This window comes from Blastomonas sp. AAP53 (genome assembly GCF_000331245.1).
In the GTDB taxonomy this organism is placed as follows: Bacteria; Pseudomonadota; Alphaproteobacteria; order Sphingomonadales; family Sphingomonadaceae; genus Blastomonas.
In genome coordinates, this window is record NZ_ANFZ01000009.1 from 877592 (window position 1) to 895180 (window position 17589).

Sequence of the window (17589 nt, forward strand, 5' to 3'; positions counted from 1 at the left end):
ATATCTGGATGACCACAGAGCCCGCCTTCATCGATCTGCTGCGCGCACTCGCCACCGATCCGGCGGCGCGCGACCTCAACGATGATGCGGCGGTTCTGACCATCGGAAAGCAATCGCTCGTCATCACCAAGGACATGCTCGTCGAAGGCGTGCATTTCCTGCCCGATGATCCGCCCGCCGATATCGCGTGGAAGCTGGTCGCGGTGAACGCATCCGATCTCGCCGCCAAGGGCGCAGCCCCGCTGGCCTGCCTGACCGGGCACAGCCTTTCAGCCGATCCCGCCTGGGATTCAGCCTTTGTCAAAGGTTTGCGCGCGGCGCTCGACCACCATGGCATGCCGCTGATCGGCGGCGATACAGTGAGCGTGCCACCGGGCCAGGCGCGCGTGCTCTCGCTGACCGCGATCGGCCTGCCCTCGGTCCCGGTGCCGCCCTCGCGAGCAGGCGCGCTTGCAAGCGACGGGCTGTTCGTCACCGGAACGATCGGCGATGGCTGGGCGGGCCTGGAACTGCTGCAATCGGGCAAGGCGCAGCCCGAAGGCCTGATCCGCGCCTATCGCCGCCCAATTGCTCGGATCGAGGATGGCCGCGCGCTGTCACAGGTCGCACACGCGATGATGGACGTCTCCGACGGGCTGCTGATCGATGCCGCGCGCATGGGGCGCGCGTCGGGGCTGGCAGTGCGGATTGACCTCGCCAATGTGCCGTTGAGCCCAGACTATGCCGCCACGTTCGGGAGCGATCAGACCGCAGCCCTGTCTGCAGCAATCGGTGGCGATGACTACCAGCTGCTGCTGGCAGCCGATCCGCAAGCGCACCTGCCGGTCGCCGTCACCCGTGTCGGCGGCTTCGCCCAAGGCGAAGGCCTGAGCCTCACCTGGAACGGAATTCCCGTCCCGCTGCCTGAAAAACTGGGCTGGCTGCACGGCTGATCGGGGACGCGAATGACGTCGCGTCGGCCTTAACTTTATTAAGTTGCACCCCCTCGCACCCCGCTTATACCTATGCGCCAGGGACGCTGACGTTCGTGCAAGGGCGCGGTGATCGCCTGCCTGGCCTTTTGGCCTTCGCTTTTTTGGGGGAGCGACGCATGAATGTTGTCTTGATAGCCATCCTGTGTGGGGTGGTCGCAGTCCTTTATGGAATCATCACAAGCAGACAGGTTCTGAGCCAATCACCGGGCAATGCCCGAATGCAGGAAATCGGTGCCGCCATCCAGGAAGGCGCGCAGGCCTATCTCGGCCGACAATATCGTACCATCGCCATCGTCGGCATCGTCGTCCTCGCCCTAGTATGGGGCCTGCTCGACAAGTTCGGCAACCCGGTTTCCGCTGTCGGCTTCGTGCTGGGCGCGGTGCTCTCGGGCGTGGCGGGTTATATCGGCATGAACATCTCGGTGCGCGCCAACATGCGCACCGCGCAGGCCGCCAGCGTCTCGCTGCAGGCGGGGCTGACGCTCGCCTTCCGTGCAGGTGCGATCACCGGCATGCTGGTGGCAGGGCTTGGACTGCTGGCGACGGCGGGCTATTTCTATTATCTCTACGCCATCGCGGGCCATGGCCTCAGCGATCCCGAGGATCGCAACATCGTCAACGGCCTTGTTGCCCTCGCCTTCGGTGCGTCGCTGATCTCGATCTTCGCGCGGCTGGGCGGCGGCATCTTCACCAAGGCGGCCGACGTCGGTGCAGACCTTGTCGGCAAGGTCGAGGCGGGAATCCCCGAGGATGACCCCCGCAACCCCGCGGTCATCGCCGATAACGTGGGCGACAATGTCGGCGACTGCGCCGGCATGGCCGCCGACCTGTTCGAGACCTATGTCGTCACCATCGGCGTCACCATGGTCGCGATCGCGCTGCTGGTGGCGGGCGACGATGCCGGCTTGCTGCCACTGGTCGGCCTGCCGCTGGGCATCTGCGGATTGTGCATCATCACCTCGATCATCGGCACCTATTTCGTCCGGCTGGGATCAAGCAACTCGATCATGGGCGCGATGTACAAGGGCTTTGCGGTGACCGCCGTGCTGTCCGCGATCGGGCTGTATTTCGTCACTGATGCGATCATCGGCATGGGCAGCGTCTATTCGTTGAAGCCCGAAGAGGGTGTCGTCACGCAGACCTTCACCGGCATGGACCTGTATCTGACGATGCTGGTCGGGCTGGGCGTCACCGGGCTGATCATCTGGATCACCGAATATTACACCGGCACCAACTACCGCCCGGTCCGCTCGATCGCCAAGGCATCGGAAACCGGACATGGCACCAACGTGATCCAGGGACTGGCGATCAGCCTCGAGGCGACCGCTTTGCCTACGTTGCTGATCGTCGTGGCAGCGATCGTCGCGCACCAGTTGGCCGGCGTCGTCGGCATCGCCTTTGCCGCCACCGCGATGCTGGCGCTCGCCGGTATGGTCGTAGCATTGGATGCTTATGGCCCGGTGACCGACAATGCGGGCGGCATTGCGGAGATGGCGGGGCTGCCCGACAGCGTCCGCGAAAAGACCGATGCTTTGGATGCCGTGGGCAACACCACCAAGGCGGTGACAAAGGGCTATGCCATCGGCTCTGCGGGGCTTGCAGCGCTGGTGCTGTTCGGCGCGTACACGACTGACCTCAAGGAGTTCTTCCCTGACGTGCCGGTCGATTTCTCACTCTCCAACCCTTACGTCATCGTAGGACTCCTGCTCGGCGCGTTGCTGCCCTATCTGTTCGGCGCAATGGGCATGACCGCAGTGGGCAGGGCCGCAGGCGCGGTGGTCGAAGAGGTGCGCGAGCAGTTCCGCACCAATCCGGGCATCATGCTGGGCACGTCGAAGCCCGATTACGCCCGCACCGTCGATCTGGTCACCAAGGCGGCGATCAAGGAGATGATCATCCCCTCGCTGCTGCCGGTGCTCGCGCCGATCGTGGTCTACTACGTCATCACCGCCGTCGCGGGCCAGGCCAATGGCTTTGCGGCGCTGGGAGCGCTGCTGCTGGGCGTCATCGTCTCGGGCCTGTTCGTGGCACTTTCCATGACGAGCGGTGGCGGCGCGTGGGACAATGCCAAGAAGTATATCGAGGACGGCCATCACGGCGGCAAGGGATCGGACGCACACAAGGCGGCGGTCACTGGCGACACCGTGGGCGATCCGTACAAGGACACCGCAGGCCCTGCGGTCAACCCGATGATCAAGATTACGAATATTGTCGCGCTGCTTCTGCTCGCGGCGCTTGCAGCGGGCTGATCCTTACGATAGCCTGACCACTTGAACGACAACTCGCCCCGCCGGGCTCACGCCTGGCGGGGCTTTTTGTTGGCCCGCGTGCAGGATCATCATGGCGGTTCAGGCTTAACGGGTTAACCATTCCACTTAAACTGTTGTTTCGATGTGCCGCGCTATACCATCTGTGGGGGCCGGAAATGTTCCGGACCAAAGCAGGACCGCGATAGCTGCATGGATCAAGGCATGGTCATGGCCGCATCGACAACCGCCAAGGCGGCAGACGACGGCTTGCGCCTCGCGCTGCACGATCCAGCCACGCTCGATGCAGGCTTTGTCACCGGCTGGCGCAGGCTTGCCGATGCCGCCAGCGAGCCCAACGCTTTCCACGCGCCGGAATTCCTGGCCCCGGCGATTGCGCATTGCGATGGACTGCACCGCGCCAGCCTGGCCGCATTGCATGTCGATGGCCAGCTTTGCGGACTGATGCCGATTGCGCGCGAAGCCTATTATGGTCGCTGGCCGGTGCCGCACAGCCAGAACTGGCGCCACCCCAATTGCTTCCTCGGCACCCCGCTCATCCGCGCGGGCCACGAACGCGCCTTCTGGCAGACGCTGCTGGCTGATCTGGACCGAAACCCGCGCGCAGGCCTGTTCCTGCATCTGCACGGCATCGCCACCGACGGCCCGGTGTTCGCAGCGCTGCAGCAGCTGTGCACCGATCAGCGCCGCGCCTGCGACATCGTGCTGGCCGAAGAGCGCGCGATGCTGGCGACCGACCTTCCCGGCCCGGCATACTACGAACAGGTCGTGCGCAAGAAGAAGCGCAAGGAACTGGCGCGGCTGCGCAACCGGCTGGCCGAAATGGGCGAGGTCCAAACGGTGCAGGGCTGCGCCGACGCCGGGCTCGACGCCTGGCTGGACGAGTTTCTGGCGCTCGAGCAGTCGGGCTGGAAGGGCCGCAACGGCTCTGCGCTGGCCGACATGCCTGAAACGCGTGGCCTGCTCCTCGCCGCCACCCGCCAGGCGCATGCAGCAGGCAGGCTGCACCTCATTGCGATGCGGCTCGACGGACGGCCGATCGCGATGCTGATCAACTTCCTCAGCCCGCCCGGCGGCTTTTCGTTCAAGACCGCCTTTGCCGAGGATTTTGCCCGGTTCTCGCCCGGCGTGCTGCTGCAGATCGACAATCTGGATATCCTCGCCGAGCAGGGCCTCGACTGGATGGACAGCTGCGCGGCCGAGGGCCACCCGATGATCGACAGCCTGTGGGCCGAGCGCCGTCATGTCGGGCGGGTTTCCATCGGCTTGAAGGGATTTGCCCGCCCTGCCCTGTTTGCGCTGTTCCGTCAGGGCGAACGCTTCATGGATCGCCGCCGTGCCCCCCGGCCCGATGCGCCCGTGCCAACCTCTCCTGCGGAGAATGACGATGACTGATCAGCCGTATCCCGCCGAATTCGCCCGCTCGGATGTGAGCGGCGTATTCACCGCCGATGCCAAGGCGCGCTTTGCCCTGTGCTATCCGGAAACGGCCCACGTGCTGACCCACAGCCTGTTGCAGCACCCGCTGCTCGATCTGGAGGCGCTGGCGCATCTGGGCGAGCAGCTGCCCGAAAAATCGCTGGAATATAACCGCGGTGACCTGCCCATCGGCATCCGCCCCGAGGACATTCCCTCCAACGGGCTCACCATCGGCGAGACCATCCGGCGGATCGACAGCGCCAACAGCTGGTGCGTGCTCAAGAACATCGAGCAGGTGCCCGCTTATCGCGACCTGCTGCTGACGCTGCTGGGCGAGCTCGAGGATGTCACCAGCGCGACGACGGGCGAAATGCTGCGGCCCGAAGGCTTTGTCTTCGTCTCGTCCCCAGGATCGATGACGCCCTATCATTTCGACCCCGAGCACAATATTCTGCTGCAGCTGCGCGGCTGGAAGACGATGACGGTGTTTCCAGCAGGCGATCCGCGCTTTGCCGCGCCCGAAGCCCATGAGGCCTATCATTCGGGTGGCGGCCCGCGCAATCTGCCGTGGGACGATGCGCTTGCCGCGCATGGCACCGACCACCGGCTCGAGCCCGGCCAGGCGATCTTCGTGCCGGTGATGGCACCGCATTATGTGCGCAACGGCGACAAGCCCTCGATCTCGCTGTCGATCACCTGGCGGTCCGAATGGAGCTATGCCGAGACCGACGCGCACGCGATGAACAGCGTCCTGCGCAAATACGGCCTCAAGCCTGCGCCACCGCGCCGCTATCCGGTCAACAACCTTGTCAAGTCCTACGGTTATCGCGCGCTGCGCAAGCTCGGGCTCGACTGATCCGCTTCAGCCGTTCACCAGCACGCGGGTGACGCCGTCACGCTCGGTGACGGTGGCGCGAACACCGTAGATCGCGGTGATCCAGTGCGGGGTCATGGTGTCTGCCACCGTGCCGCTGGTGACGGTGCGGCCATCGGCCATCCAGACCAGGCGGTCGGCGTGCAGGGCTGCCAGATCAAGGTCGTGCAGCACCACCAAAGCCCCGCCACCGCGATCGACAAATCCCCGGATCAGCCGCATGACGCTGTGCTGATGGCGCGGATCGAGCGAGGCAACGGGTTCGTCCGCCAGCATCAACGGTGCCTGCGAAGCCAGCGCCCGCGCGATATGCACCCGCGCCAGCTCGCCGCCCGAAAGCGTGTCGGTCGCACGATCGGCCAGCTCGATCAGGTCGCAGGCGGCCATCGCCTGGACGATCGCCTCCGCATCCGTCTGCCCCAGTCGCTCCGGCGCCGCGCCATAGGCAAAGCGGCCGAGCGCCACGACATCGCGCACCCGGATCGGCCAGGCCAGATCCCGCACCTGCGGCAAATAGGTGACGGCGCGGGCCCGATCGCGCGAAGACAGGCTTTCCGCAGGCTGGCCTCCGATCAGCGCCTCGCCGCTGTCAGGCCTGACGAGACCCAGCGCGACGCGCAACAGGCTGCTCTTGCCCGCACCATTGGGGCCCAGCAGCACCACCAGCTCGCCAGGCTCCAGCGACAGCGACGCGCCCTCGATCAGCGGGGCGCGCTTGACGGCAAGGCTGGCCTTGCTGACCTCCAGGCCCTGCGCGGTCATCGCGGCGTTCCCCGGCGCAGTGCGATCGTGACGAACACCGGCGCCCCGATCAATGCGGCGACGACTCCCAGCTTGAGTTCGGTATCGCCGGGCATCACCCGCACGGTGATATCGGCAAGGATCAGGATCAGGCCCGACAGCAGCGCGCTGGGGATCAGCACGCGCGCCGGGTCATGCCGCACCCAGGGCCGCACCAGATGCGGCGCGACGATGCCGACAAAACCGATCGCTCCGGCCAGCGCCACCGCACCGCCCGTCGCCAGCCCCGCGCCCAGCACCACCAGGAGCCGTTGGCGCGGAACGTTCAGGCCGACCCCCGCCGCAGCCTCCTCGCCGAGCGACAGCGCCGCCAGGCCACGCCGCGCGGCAATCAGCAGCGCTGCGCCGGTCAGGATGAACGGTGTGCAAAGCGCCAGGTCGTTGAAACTGCGATTGGCAACCGACCCCATCATCCAGGTCACCATGTCCGACAGCGTGAACGGATTGGGGGCCAGGTTCATCAGCAGCGACATCACCGCGCCGGAAAAGCTGGAGATGCCCACGCCGACAAGGATCAGGGTGACCACCGATGAGGTGCGCGGAGCGGCCCAGGCAATGATGGTGGTCGCTGTCAGCGCCCCTGCAATCGCCGCCAGCGGCAAGGCAAACGGGATCGTGGCGGCAAGCCCGTAGAACAGCGCGACCGTGGCAAAAAGCGCCGACATCGCCGATACGCCGAGCACGCCGGGCTCTGCCAGCGGGTTGCGCAGCAAGCCCTGCAGCGCGGCGCCACTGATGCCCAGCGCCACGCCTGCCGCCAGCGCCGCGAGCGCACGCGGCAACCGTACCTGCCAGACGACCAGCAGGTCACCCGGCTCGCCCTGCCCCAGCAACGCCGCCGTCATCCGTGCGGGGGGCAATGGAACGGACCCCAGCAGACAGGCGGCATACAGTGCAGCGAGAATGGCCAGCACGAGCATCGGCAGCAGCAGGCGATCGATCATCGCAGCGATGCGCCCCTCGCGCGGGCCAGCGCCTCGGCGGCATCGAGCACGAACCATCCCCCGCACGATGTCCACGCGCCTTCCAGCCCGATCGGCGGCTGATCGCTGGCGCGGTCCATCAACGGATGGCGCGCCGCGCTCCACAGGTCAGGGTTATAGTCGCGCCGCCCGAACCACGCCATCGCGACGCGGTCGGGCCGTTCATAGGCCAGCCGCTCCAGCGGCAACGGCTGCCAGCCGGGCTGCTGCTGGAAATTGCGATAGCCGGCAAGCTCTATCAGTTCATGGATCAGCGATCCGGGGCCGGAGGTGACCCCGCCGGGGGTGGCGTAGAGCAGGGACGGTTGCGATTGATTCTCACGCCCGACTCCCGTGTTCCCGAGCGAAGTCGAGGGACCTGCGCGCAACCCTTTGAGATCACGTCTCTCGATTTCGCTCGGGACAAACGGGGATGTGTGGGCTTCTCGCAATGCCGCGACCCGCGCGTCCAGCTCCCGCGCAACCGCCTCGCCGCGCTCGGTCTCGCCCAGTCCCGCCGCCGCTTCCAGCAGCACGCGGCGGACCCCGGCCAGATCCTCGGCAAAGCCCAGCTGCAGCACCGGAACGCCCGCCCGCGCGAAGAACCCACCCGCATCTGCGCCACCGCCATAGCTGCGCACCACCAGATCGGGCTTCAGCACCAGAATATCCTCGGCGCGGGGCGCCACCTTGGGCATGCCCTTGGCCGCTGCGCGCATATACGAAAAGTCGCGGGTGGCATCGGGAGACACCGCCAGGATGCGATCGCGCCCCACCAGTTTCAGCACATACTGGTCCGCGCAATAATCCAGGCTGACGATCCGCATCGCCCGCACGGGAGGCTCGACCGGCTGCGGCGTTGCGGCGTTGCCGAGCGAGCAGGCGGTGAGCAGTGCGGACAAGGCTGCAGCCACCAGCACCCCCTTACGCCTGTCCCGACCGTGTCGAGGGACGCCATGCAGCGGTCGCGCAAGCATCCCTCGACTGCGGTCAAGACACACGGAAAAGGAGGCGATCTGGCGCGACATCACATCTTCAACCTGACCCCTGCATAACCGGCGCGGCCCGGCACGCCATAATTGAACGCGGTCTGGTAGGCCTCGTCAAACAGGTTTTCAACGCGGCCATAGACCTCAAAATTGTCTGAGACGGCAAAGCTGGCGCGCAGATCGACGCGGACATAGCTGTCGAGCCGGAGGGTGTTGGCGACATCGTCGAAGGTATCGCCCACCATCAGCACCGTGGCGCCGAGCGCCGGGCCCCAGGGCGAGCGCCAGTCGACCAGCACCGAGGCGCTGTCCTTCGCCCGCCGGGCGAGCCGATTGCCGAAGTTGGAGCGACCAAAGAAATCAGGCTCGGGCGAGCGGTTTTCGGTATCGACCAGGCTGTATTGCGCCTGCAGCGTAAAGCCCTGCACCGGCTGCATCCACAGCCCCAGCTCAACACCCTCGGCGCGTGCGGCAGCGATGTTTTCCAGGCTGAAGGTCGCCGACGAGAACACGATCAGGTCGCGCGTGTTGCGGCGGAAATAGGTTGCCTGCGCGCGCAGCTTGCCGTCGATCAGCGATTGTTCGATCCCCGCATCATAGCTGCGCGCCGTCTCTGGCCGCAGGTCCGGATTGCCGAACGCGGCGAGCTGCTCGCTGAGCGCCGGTGCCCGGAAGCCTTCGGCATAGGTCGCGCGCAGCACCGTGTCGCCGTCATTGGGCGTATAGGCGATGTTGCCGCCCAGGCTGGTCTTGCTGCCGAACACCTGCTGGTCATCGACGCGCACCCCGCCAGTGACGGTGAGCCCCGTGACCGGACGCACGATCGCCTGACCGTAATAGCTGGTCATGTGCACGTCGCTGACATCGGGTGCGGTGTTGAAGGACGGGAAGAAGGTGCTCGCCTCGCTGCGTTCATGCTCGATGCCGAACACCAGGGTCAGCGGTTCGGCGACATCGGCGACGCCCTGATATTCGAACCGGTCGAGCGTCCCCTTGGCCTCGGCAGGGTTGAAGGAACCGGGGGCAGGATCGGTGGTGATCCGTTCGATATCGGTGCGGGTATAGGCGATGCGGTTGCGCAGCCGCCCATCGAACAGCGCCACGTTGAGCCCCGCATAGCCGACGAACTGCTCGTTGTCGGTCACTGGCAGCGTATCGCCCGGCGGGTTGTCGAACGCGGTCTCGCCATCGGTATAGAAGCCGCGCAGGTCCAGGCTGATGGCGTCGCTGAACGCGATCTTCAGCTTGCCGTTCAGGGTGACATTCTCGAACCCGTCCTTTTCGGTGCCGCCCAAGCGCTCGTCATAGGCCGATATGCCATCGCTGCGGAACCAGCTGCCGCCGACGCTGCCCGAGACGATACCGCTCTTGCCCGACACGCTGGCGACCAGCTGGCCGGTATCGCGATAGCCATATTCGCCGCGCGCACTCGCCTGCAAGCCTTCGGTCGGCTCGATCGTGGTGATGTTGATGACGCCGCCGATCGCCTGGCTGCCCCAGATCACCGAGTTGGGCCCGCGCAGCACCTCGACCGATCCGATATTGCCGGTGAGGATCGAGCTGAAATCGAACGCGCCCGAGGGTGCCGACGGATCGTTGATACGCACGCCATCGACCAGCACCAGCGTCTGCGAACTGTCGCCGCCGCGGATGAACACGCTGGTCGTACCGCCAGGGCCGCCGTTGCGCGCGACGCTGATGCCCGGAAGCGTCTGCAGCACATCGCTGAGCACCTGCGTCTGGCGACGGTCGAGCTCTGCCCTGTCGACCACGGTGATCGACTGGCCGGTCTCGCTGCGCTTCTGTGCGATGCGGCTGGCAGAGACGACGATGTCATCGAGCTCGCCGTCGGCAGATTGGGCATGCAGCGGGGTCGCCGCCGCCAGCGTGACTGCGGAGACGGCGACAAATCTGGCAATTTTGGACACGGTTTTCCTTCGCGCCTGGCCGCCGCCGAAACGGGCAGGCAGATGAACGACATGAAGGCCCCCCGGTTTCAAACCGACGCGACTATGGCCTTTGGCATGTCGTTACGAAGGAAATTCCTTTCCCATCCGAACAGGCTGGACCCGGCCCCCGGATGAACGACGCGATGGCAGGTCTCCTGGCTTGTCGATCATCGCCTCGGGCCGTCTTCCCGGGATTTCTCCCAGTGACATATTGGGCCGTCGGCTCCCGACTCACAGTTGCGGGCACAGCGCCGGAATGACACCGGCTTCCCTCTTCGCTCCCCGATCAAGGGGAGAACCATCTGGTCGTGCGAATGCTGGAATAAATGTAAAAAGTCAATCGACTCAGACACAGGCCCGAACAGTCAGCGCAGGCCTGTGTCTGAAAATAGGGCGTCAGATGAGCTCGAGCGCAACTGCCGTGGCTTCACCGCCGCCGATGCACAGCGATGCCAGGCCACGCTTGCCGCCATGGGTCTGCAGCGCGGAAACCAGTGTCGCCAGAATGCGGGCACCGCTGGCCCCGATGGGGTGACCCAGCGCAGTCGCACCGCCATGGACGTTGATCTTGTCATGCGGGATGCCAAGGTCGTGCATCGCGATCATCGACACGCAGGCAAACGCCTCGTTGACCTCGAACAGATCGACATCGGCAACGCTCCACCCCGCCTTTTCGAGCGCCTTGCGGCAGGCCGCGACCGGAGCGGTGGTGAACAGCGCCGGTGCATGCGCGTGCGCGGCGTGGCTGACGATGCGCGCGACCGGCGTCAGGCCAAGCTTGTCGGCGACGCTCTGCCGGGTCAGCACCAACGCTGCGGCTCCATCGGAAATCGACGATGCGTTGGCTGCCGTGATCGTGCCATCCTTGGCAAACGCCGGCTTCAGGTTCGGGATCTTCGATGCATCGCCCTTGAGCGGCTGCTCATCCTTGTCGATGGTTTCGGTGCCCTTGCGACCGGTGATCTCGACCGCCACGATCTCGCGATCGAAGCTGCCCGAGCTCTGCGCCTGCTGCGCGCGGGTGAGCGAGGCGATGGCATAGTCGTCCTGCGCCTGACGGGTGAACTGGTATTCGCCTGCGGTGGCTTCGGCAAAGCTGCCCATCGCACGGCCCGGCTCATAGGCGTCTTCCAGGCCGTCGAGGAACATGTGGTCCATCACCCGGTCATGGCCCAGGCGCGCGCCGCCGCGGTGCTTGGTCAGCAGATAGGGCGCATTGGTCATGCTTTCCATTCCGCCTGCGACCAGCAGATCGACCGACCCCGATGCCAGCGCCTCTGCGGCCATGATGGTTGCCTGCATGCCGCTGCCACACATCTTGTTGACCGTGGTCGCCTCGACCGATTGCGGCAGACCCGCCTTCAGCGCCGCCTGGCGCGCCGGTGCCTGGCCCAGACCTGCAGGCAGCACGCAGCCCATGTAGATCCGCTCGACGGCATCGCCGGAAACCCCTGCCCGCTCGACGGCCGCCTTGACCGCGGTGGCGCCCAGATCGGTGGCGCTCGCGCCGGCAAGGCTGCCCTGGAAGCTGCCCATCGGCGTGCGCGCGTAAGAAACGATAACGACGGGATCGGCGGCGGAAAATGCGGTCATGGCAATCAGTCCTTTGACGAAGGTTCGCGATTGCCCCGTCCCTTAGAGCAGCCGGGACCGCAATTCAAATGCAGCAAAACCGCTTTCCAGAGGACGCTCACCGCCGCTATGCCGCGACCGACGTTCCCGCCCCCTGCACAAGGCTTGCATCCCGATGTTTGCGCCGCTGCTAAACCATCCGCTGCTGGGTCCTCTGGCCGCTGCCATCGCAGGGGCGATCTTCGGCAGCTTCATCGGTGCGCTCGTGGTGCGATGGCCGCAGGGGCGAACGGTGATGACCGGGCGATCCCGCTGCGATTCGTGTGACACAAACCTCAAGCCCTGGCAGCTGGTGCCGATCGTGTCGCATCTGGCGCTGCGCGGACGCTGCGCTGCGTGCCGTCAGCCGATCGGGTGGGAGGGGCTGGCGATCGAGGCCGGTGCGGCGCTGATCGGCGCGCTGGCATTGGCGTTGCATCCGGGCGGTGCCGGTGTCGCGATCGCAGCGTTCGGCTGGCTGCTGCTGCCGCTCGCGGTGCTGGACCTGAAGCACTATTGGTTGCCGCAGCCGCTGACCGCCGCGCTGGCGCTTGGCGCCCTGGCGAGCATGGGCGCGGGCCTGCCGCCCGACTGGGCGAGCCGGCTGATCGGTGCAGGCGCAGGTTTCGGCGTCTTGTGGAGTGTCGCGACGGGCTATCGTCAGCTTCGCGGACGCGAGGGGCTGGGCGGCGGCGATCCGTGGATGCTCGGCGCGATCGGCCTGTGGCTGGGCTGGCAGCTGCTGCCGCTGGTGCTGATGATCGCCAGCGGCCTGGGTCTGGCTGCAGCACTGATCATGCAGCGGCGCGGGGCTGCCGTCGATGGCGCCACGCGCTTTCCGCTGGGCACATTGCTGGCACTGGCCGCATGGCCGGTCGCCTTGCTGGGACTTCAGCCCTGACTGTCAACCGCGCTGCGCGGCGCGGTGCAGCCGTTGGCCCAGGAACGCCCGACCACGCTTGGATACGGCCCAGGTACCGCTGACCAGCAGCGCCAGAAAACCAAGGCCGATGATCAGGCCGGACGAAGCACCGATCGCCAGCAGGATCAGCATCACGCCGACAAATGGTGCGGCGATCAGGCCAAAGAGACCGGCGACGACCAGGGTCGCCTGAAGCGTATGCAACATGGGGAGAAACTCTCGGGTAAAGCTGCGTGTCCGCAGAAATCGAACGACACAATAGCCAAGCCGATGCCCCGATATGTCAACATATCAGTTGGTTGGCCAGCAATTTCAGACAGCCTTGCGCCCCTCGATCAGCGCATCGACCACCGACGGATCGGCAAGCGTGCTGGTATCGCCGAGTGACCCGACGTCATTTTCCGCGATCTTGCGCAAGATGCGCCGCATGATCTTGCCGCTGCGGGTCTTGGGCAGCGCGGGCGTGAAGTGCAAGTGGTCCGGCGTGGCGATCGGGCCGATCTCCTTGCGCACCAGCGCCTTCAGCTCGCCAGCCAGCGCCTCGTCCGCGCTCTCGCCGACATTGAGCGTGACGTAGCAATAGATGCCCTGCCCCTTGATGTCGTGCGGAAAGCCGACCACGGCGGCCTCGGCGACGCGCGGGTGCAGCACCAGCGCGCTTTCGACCTCGGCGGTACCCATGCGGTGACCAGAGACGTTAATGACATCATCGACGCGACCGGTGATGCGGTAATAGCCATCCGCATCGCGCTTGCAGCCGTCGCCGGTAAAATACTTGCCGTTGTAGGTGCTGAAATAGGTCTGCACGAACCGGTCGTGGTCGCCATACACGGTGCGCGCCTGGCCCGGCCAGCTGCCGGCGATGCACAGATTGCCCTCGGTCGCACCATCCAGGATATTCCCATCGGCATCGACCAGTTCAGGCTCGATCCCGAAGAACGGCATCCCTGCGCTGCCGGGCCGCATCGCATGCGCGCAGGGCAGCGTGGTGATCATGATGCCGCCGGTTTCGGTCTGCCACCAGGTATCGATCACCGGCACCTGCTCCTTGCCGACGACGCGGTGGTACCAGCGCCAGGCCTCGGGGTTGATCGGCTCGCCGACCGATCCGATCAACCGCAGCGCGGACAGGTCGTGCTTGGCCACCGGCGCATCGCCCTCGCGCATCAAGGCGCGGATCGCGGTGGGCGCGGTGTAGAAGATATTGACCTTGTGCCGCTCGCACATGTCCCAGAAGCGGCTGTGGTCGGGATGATTGGGCACGCCTTCGAACAACAGGCTGGTCGCGCGGTTGAGCAGCGGACCATAGACCGAATAGCTGTGCCCGGTGACCCAGCCGATATCGGCGGTGCACCAATAGACCTCGCCGGGGCGGTAATCGAAGGCGTAGTGAAATGTCGTGGTCACCCACACCGCATAGCCGCCGGTGGTGTGCAGCACGCCCTTGGGCTTGCCGGTGGAGCCTGAGGTATAGAGGATGAACAGCGGGTCCTCCGCCCCCATCGGCTCGCATGGGCAGGTCGCAGGAACGGTCGCCGACAGTTCGTGATACCAATGATCGCACCCTTCGGTCATCGCCGTCTCGATTCTGGCATGGCGAACGACCAGCACCGCATCGACGCTGATCCCATGCTGCTCCAGCGCCGCATCGACATTGGCCTTGAGTGGCACCGTCTTGCCACCGCGCATACCGGCATCGGCCGTGACGATGAAGCGGCTGGCGCAATCCTCGATCCGACCCGCGAGCGCTTCAGGAGAGAAGCCGCCGAACACCACCGAATGCACCGCACCGATCCGCGCACACGCCAGCATCGCAATTGCGCCCTCCAGCACCATCGGCATATAGATCGTCACGCGGTCGCCCTTGGCGACGCCCAGTGCCTTGAGCGCATTGGCAAAGCGTTGCACCTCGCCGTGCAGGTCGGCATAGCTCAGCGAGCGGACATCGCCCACGGCATCGCCTTCCCAGACCAAGGCCGCATCCTCGCCATGACCCGCCAGAACATGGCGGTCGACGCAGTTGTAGCACAGGTTCAGTTCGCCATCGTCGAACCAGCGGATATCGACCGGGTCAAAGCTGGACCGGTTGATGTGCGTCGGCTTCGAACTCCAGTCGATGCGATCGGCCTGCAGCGCCCAGAACCCATCGGGGTCGCGCAAAGAGGCGGCATAAAGCTCGGCATATTGCGCCGGCGTGCACCAGGTCTGGGCATCTTCGGGCGGCGCGATCAGCGGCTCGGCATGCGTTTCGTTGGGGGCTGTGGTGCTCATCGATCAGGTCCTCGCACGGGTGTTGGCCCTGGCGGCCATATCTGCCCATCCTTGTGCAGCACACGGCCGGGGGTAGCAACCCGTCGCAAAGTGCCGCGCGGCGACCAAAATGATATTGATATAACATTACACCAGTGCTAGCGGACACCCGAGAGCCACCGCGGCGCGAGCGCGTTCCAACCGATCGCGCCCGGAATGGCGGATCGATTGCCGGTCAGCGGCAACACACCCAGTCACGAAAACGCCCCCAGGGAGCACCCAATTTTATGCGTCGCACGCTTCTGCTTGTTACCACATCGCTTTCACTGAGCCCTGTCCTGCTCGCCCCCCTGCCCGCGCTGGCGCAGGAGACCCAGGCCGCTCCGGCGCCTGCCGACGATGAAGATGACGACGACTTTCACCGGAACCGCGGCATTGTCGTCACCGCGCCGTTCGTGCGCGACCTCAGCATCCTGGCGGGCACATCCGAACTGACCGGCGACGACCTGTCGCGCGAGGCGCGCTCGCAGATCGGCGATGCGCTGACCAAGCTCCCCGGCGTCTCGGCCACCAGCTTCTCGCCGGGCGCCTCGCGCCCGGTGCTGCGCGGCTTCCAGGGTGAGCGCATTCGCGTGCTGACCGATGGCATCGGCACCATCGACGTCTCGAACACCTCGCCCGACCACGGCGTGACAGTGGAGCCGATCATCCTCGACCGGATCGAAGTGCTGCGCGGCCCCGCCGTGCTGCTGTTCGGTGGCCAGGCTGTCGGCGGCGCAGTCAACGCGATCGACAAGCGCATTCCGCGTGAAGTGCCCGAAGAGCCGTTCCATCTCGATGCGCTCGCCACATATGGCAGCGCAGCGGACGAACGCAGCATCGGCGCCAGCCTCGACGTACCGCTGACCTCGAAGCTAGTGCTGCATGTCGACGGCAGCTACCGCAAGTCGAACGACCTGCGTGCCGGCGGCTTCGTGCTGTCGCCCGGTCTGCGCGCCGAGCAGCTTGAAACCGCTGCCGAAGAACGCGAGGAAGGCAATCTCGACGAGGCTGCCGAGGCCGAAGAACTGGCATCGCTGCGTGGCCGCATCCCTAACACCGGCACCGAAACCTACAGCTTCGGCGGCGGCCTGGCCTATATCGGCGAAGGCGGCAGCTTCGGTGTTTCGGGCAGCTATTACAACAGCCTTTACGGCGTGCCTGCGCGCCCAGGCGCGGGCCATCACCATGGCGAGGAAGGCGAAGAGGAGGAGGCCGGCGGCGAGGAAGAGGAAGGCCCTGTCACCATCGGGCTCGACCAGATCAAGGTCGATTTCCGCGGCGAGGTGTTCCTTCCGGGATTCTTCGAAACGCTACGTCTGCGTGCGGCCTATGCCGATTTCAAGCAGACCGAGTTCGAAGGTGACGAGGTGGGCACGGTGTTCACCAACCAGGGCATCGAATCGCGGCTGGAACTGGTGCAGCGCGAGCGCGGCGGCTGGCGCGGCGCGAGCGGCGTGCAATATGTCCATCGCGATTTCAGCGCGATCGGAGCCGAAGCGTTCGTTCCGCCCAACGTCACCGAACAGCTCGGCATCTTCACGCTGCAGGAAGTGCGCAGCGGCAATATCGAGATCGAAGGCGCGGCGCGCTATGACAAGGTCAACGTCCAGTCGCAGGTGCTGGGCATCGAGCGCGACTTCGATTCCTATTCGTTCGCCTTGGGCCTCGCCTATCTCCCGACCGATCAGCTCCGCATCGGCGTGAACCTCAACCGCGCCCAGCGCGCGCCGGCAGCAGAAGAGCTGTTCTCGAACGGAGCGCATATCGCAACGCAGGCGTTCGAGATCGGCAACCCCGATTTCACCACCGAAAAGAGCTGGGGCGGCGAAGCCTATGTCCGCTGGTCAACCCCGGACGTCACCATGTCACTGACCGGCTTCTACAACCGGTTCGACGACTTCATCATCGATGTGCCCACCGGACTGGAGGAAGACGACCTGCCGGTGTTCCAGTTCATCCAGAACGACGCCAAATATTACGGTCTCGAAGCCGAGGCATCGGTTGTGTTCGCGCGTGCCGGCGGCTTTCGCTTCAGCGCCGATGGCGTCGCTGACTATGTCCACGCCTCGCTCGATGGTCTGGGCCCGGTGCCGCGCATTCCCCCGCTGCGGCTTCTCGGCGGTCTCGAAGCGCAGAGCGACACGCTCGACCTGCGCGCCGAGGTCGAATGGTTCGACGACCAGCAGCGCAATGCCAATTTCGAGACCGAGACCGCAGGGTTCACATTGGTCAACGCCAGCGCGTCGTGGAAGCCGTTCGGCGCATCGCGCGGGGTGACTTTGATTGCGTCTGCCAACAACATCTTCGACGTCGTCGGCCGCCGCGCCGCCAGCTTCACCAAGGACTTCGCCCCGCTCGCCGGCCGCGATTTCCGCATCTCGGCCAAGTTCAGCTTCTGATCCTGGATAAATCCTCCCCGAGCTCGTCTCGGGGAGGGGGACCGCCGACCAAGGGTCGGTGGTGGAGGGGAAGCGGGGTGGCACTCCGCTCGATCGGCAGCACAATCCCGCTGCCCCCCCCCCCCCCCCC

13 protein-coding genes and 1 riboswitch are annotated in these 17589 nt (G+C 65.7%); of the genes, 6 read left to right on the forward strand and 7 right to left on the reverse strand.

Annotated features, from left to right (window positions below):
* Window positions 1-8 precede the first annotated feature (8 nt).
* The 4 genes from thiL to D618_RS0111135 all read left to right on the forward strand — a co-directional run bounded on the left by thiL (window position 9) and on the right by D618_RS0111135 (window position 5516).
* Window positions 9-932, forward strand: a complete 924-nt coding sequence (gene thiL, locus D618_RS0111120) for a thiamine-phosphate kinase (RefSeq protein WP_017671594.1) — start codon at window positions 9-11, stop codon at window positions 930-932.
* A gap of 158 nt (window positions 933-1090) precedes the next feature.
* Window positions 1091-3223 carry a sodium-translocating pyrophosphatase gene (locus D618_RS0111125; RefSeq protein ID WP_026091566.1) on the forward strand — a complete coding sequence of 711 codons (2133 nt, stop codon included), beginning with the start codon at window positions 1091-1093 and terminating at the stop codon, window positions 3221-3223.
* A gap of 228 nt (window positions 3224-3451) precedes the next feature.
* The gene (locus D618_RS18250; RefSeq protein WP_081590497.1) at window positions 3452-4636 is read left to right on the forward strand and encodes a GNAT family N-acetyltransferase; all 1185 of its coding nucleotides are present in this window, start codon (window positions 3452-3454) and stop codon (window positions 4634-4636) included.
* On the forward strand, window positions 4629-5516 hold the full coding sequence (locus D618_RS0111135; protein WP_017671597.1) for a cupin-like domain-containing protein: 888 nt from the start codon (window positions 4629-4631) through the stop codon (window positions 5514-5516). The genes D618_RS18250 and D618_RS0111135 overlap by 8 nt, the downstream gene beginning before the upstream one ends.
* Window positions 5517-5522: 6 nt before the next feature.
* Here the strand turns inward: D618_RS0111135 and D618_RS0111140 are convergent, their stop codons facing one another.
* From D618_RS0111140 to D618_RS0111160, 5 genes are all read right to left on the reverse strand, one after another.
* Window positions 5523-6296 carry an ABC transporter ATP-binding protein gene (locus D618_RS0111140; RefSeq protein WP_017671598.1) on the reverse strand — a complete coding sequence of 258 codons (774 nt, stop codon included), beginning with the start codon at window positions 6294-6296 and terminating at the stop codon, window positions 5523-5525.
* Window positions 6293-7279, reverse strand: coding sequence for an iron ABC transporter permease (locus tag D618_RS0111145; protein WP_017671599.1), 987 nt, complete (start codon window positions 7277-7279; stop codon window positions 6293-6295). The genes D618_RS0111140 and D618_RS0111145 overlap by 4 nt, the downstream gene beginning before the upstream one ends.
* On the reverse strand, window positions 7276-8211 hold the full coding sequence (locus D618_RS0111150; protein ID WP_238550649.1) for an ABC transporter substrate-binding protein: 936 nt from the start codon (window positions 8209-8211) through the stop codon (window positions 7276-7278). The genes D618_RS0111145 and D618_RS0111150 overlap by 4 nt, the downstream gene beginning before the upstream one ends.
* Window positions 8212-8324: 113 nt before the next feature.
* Window positions 8325-10214 carry a TonB-dependent receptor gene (locus tag D618_RS0111155; protein WP_017671601.1) on the reverse strand — a complete coding sequence of 630 codons (1890 nt, stop codon included), beginning with the start codon at window positions 10212-10214 and terminating at the stop codon, window positions 8325-8327.
* 148 nt (window positions 10215-10362) lie between these two features.
* Window positions 10363-10553, reverse strand: a riboswitch (cobalamin riboswitch).
* Between the two features lie 78 nt (window positions 10554-10631).
* A complete protein-coding gene (locus D618_RS0111160) occupies window positions 10632-11828 on the reverse strand; it encodes an acetyl-CoA C-acyltransferase (protein WP_017671602.1) in 1197 nt (398 codons plus the stop codon).
* A gap of 154 nt (window positions 11829-11982) precedes the next feature.
* Between D618_RS0111160 and D618_RS0111165 the strand changes: the two genes are divergently transcribed.
* The gene (locus tag D618_RS0111165) at window positions 11983-12747 is read left to right on the forward strand and encodes an A24 family peptidase (RefSeq protein WP_017671603.1); all 765 of its coding nucleotides are present in this window, start codon (window positions 11983-11985) and stop codon (window positions 12745-12747) included.
* A 3-nt stretch (window positions 12748-12750) separates the two neighbouring features.
* Here the strand turns inward: D618_RS0111165 and D618_RS0111170 are convergent, their stop codons facing one another.
* Both D618_RS0111170 and acs read right to left on the reverse strand, forming a co-directional pair.
* Complete coding sequence (locus D618_RS0111170; protein ID WP_017671604.1) at window positions 12751-12975, reverse strand: hypothetical protein; 225 nt, start codon at window positions 12973-12975, stop codon at window positions 12751-12753.
* A gap of 105 nt (window positions 12976-13080) precedes the next feature.
* On the reverse strand, window positions 13081-15039 hold the full coding sequence (gene acs / locus D618_RS0111175; RefSeq protein ID WP_017671605.1) for an acetate--CoA ligase: 1959 nt from the start codon (window positions 15037-15039) through the stop codon (window positions 13081-13083).
* Between the two features lie 266 nt (window positions 15040-15305).
* On the opposite strand from acs, the gene D618_RS0111180 reads away from it, so the two are divergent.
* On the forward strand, window positions 15306-17459 hold the full coding sequence (locus tag D618_RS0111180) for a TonB-dependent receptor (protein WP_017671606.1): 2154 nt from the start codon (window positions 15306-15308) through the stop codon (window positions 17457-17459).
* Window positions 17460-17589: the final 130 nt, after the last annotated feature.

Coding starts and splice junctions, on each gene's coding strand:
- D618_RS0111125 (WP_026091566.1), top strand. CDS start 1,091: ATGAATGTTGTCTTGATAGCCATCCTGTGTGGGGTGGTCGCAGTCCTT.
- D618_RS0111140 (WP_017671598.1), bottom strand. CDS start 6,296: ATGACCGCGCAGGGCCTGGAGGTCAGCAAGGCCAGCCTTGCCGTCAAG.
- D618_RS0111135 (WP_017671597.1), top strand. CDS start 4,629: ATGACTGATCAGCCGTATCCCGCCGAATTCGCCCGCTCGGATGTGAGC.
- D618_RS0111170 (WP_017671604.1), bottom strand. CDS start 12,975: ATGTTGCATACGCTTCAGGCGACCCTGGTCGTCGCCGGTCTCTTTGGC.
- D618_RS0111145 (WP_017671599.1), bottom strand. CDS start 7,279: ATGATCGATCGCCTGCTGCTGCCGATGCTCGTGCTGGCCATTCTCGCT.
- D618_RS0111160 (WP_017671602.1), bottom strand. CDS start 11,828: ATGACCGCATTTTCCGCCGCCGATCCCGTCGTTATCGTTTCTTACGCG.
- D618_RS0111180 (WP_017671606.1), top strand. CDS start 15,306: ATGCGTCGCACGCTTCTGCTTGTTACCACATCGCTTTCACTGAGCCCT.
- acs (WP_017671605.1), bottom strand. CDS start 15,039: ATGAGCACCACAGCCCCCAACGAAACGCATGCCGAGCCGCTGATCGCG.
- thiL (WP_017671594.1), top strand. CDS start 9: ATGACCACAGAGCCCGCCTTCATCGATCTGCTGCGCGCACTCGCCACC.
- D618_RS0111165 (WP_017671603.1), top strand. CDS start 11,983: ATGTTTGCGCCGCTGCTAAACCATCCGCTGCTGGGTCCTCTGGCCGCT.
- D618_RS18250 (WP_081590497.1), top strand. CDS start 3,452: ATGGCCGCATCGACAACCGCCAAGGCGGCAGACGACGGCTTGCGCCTC.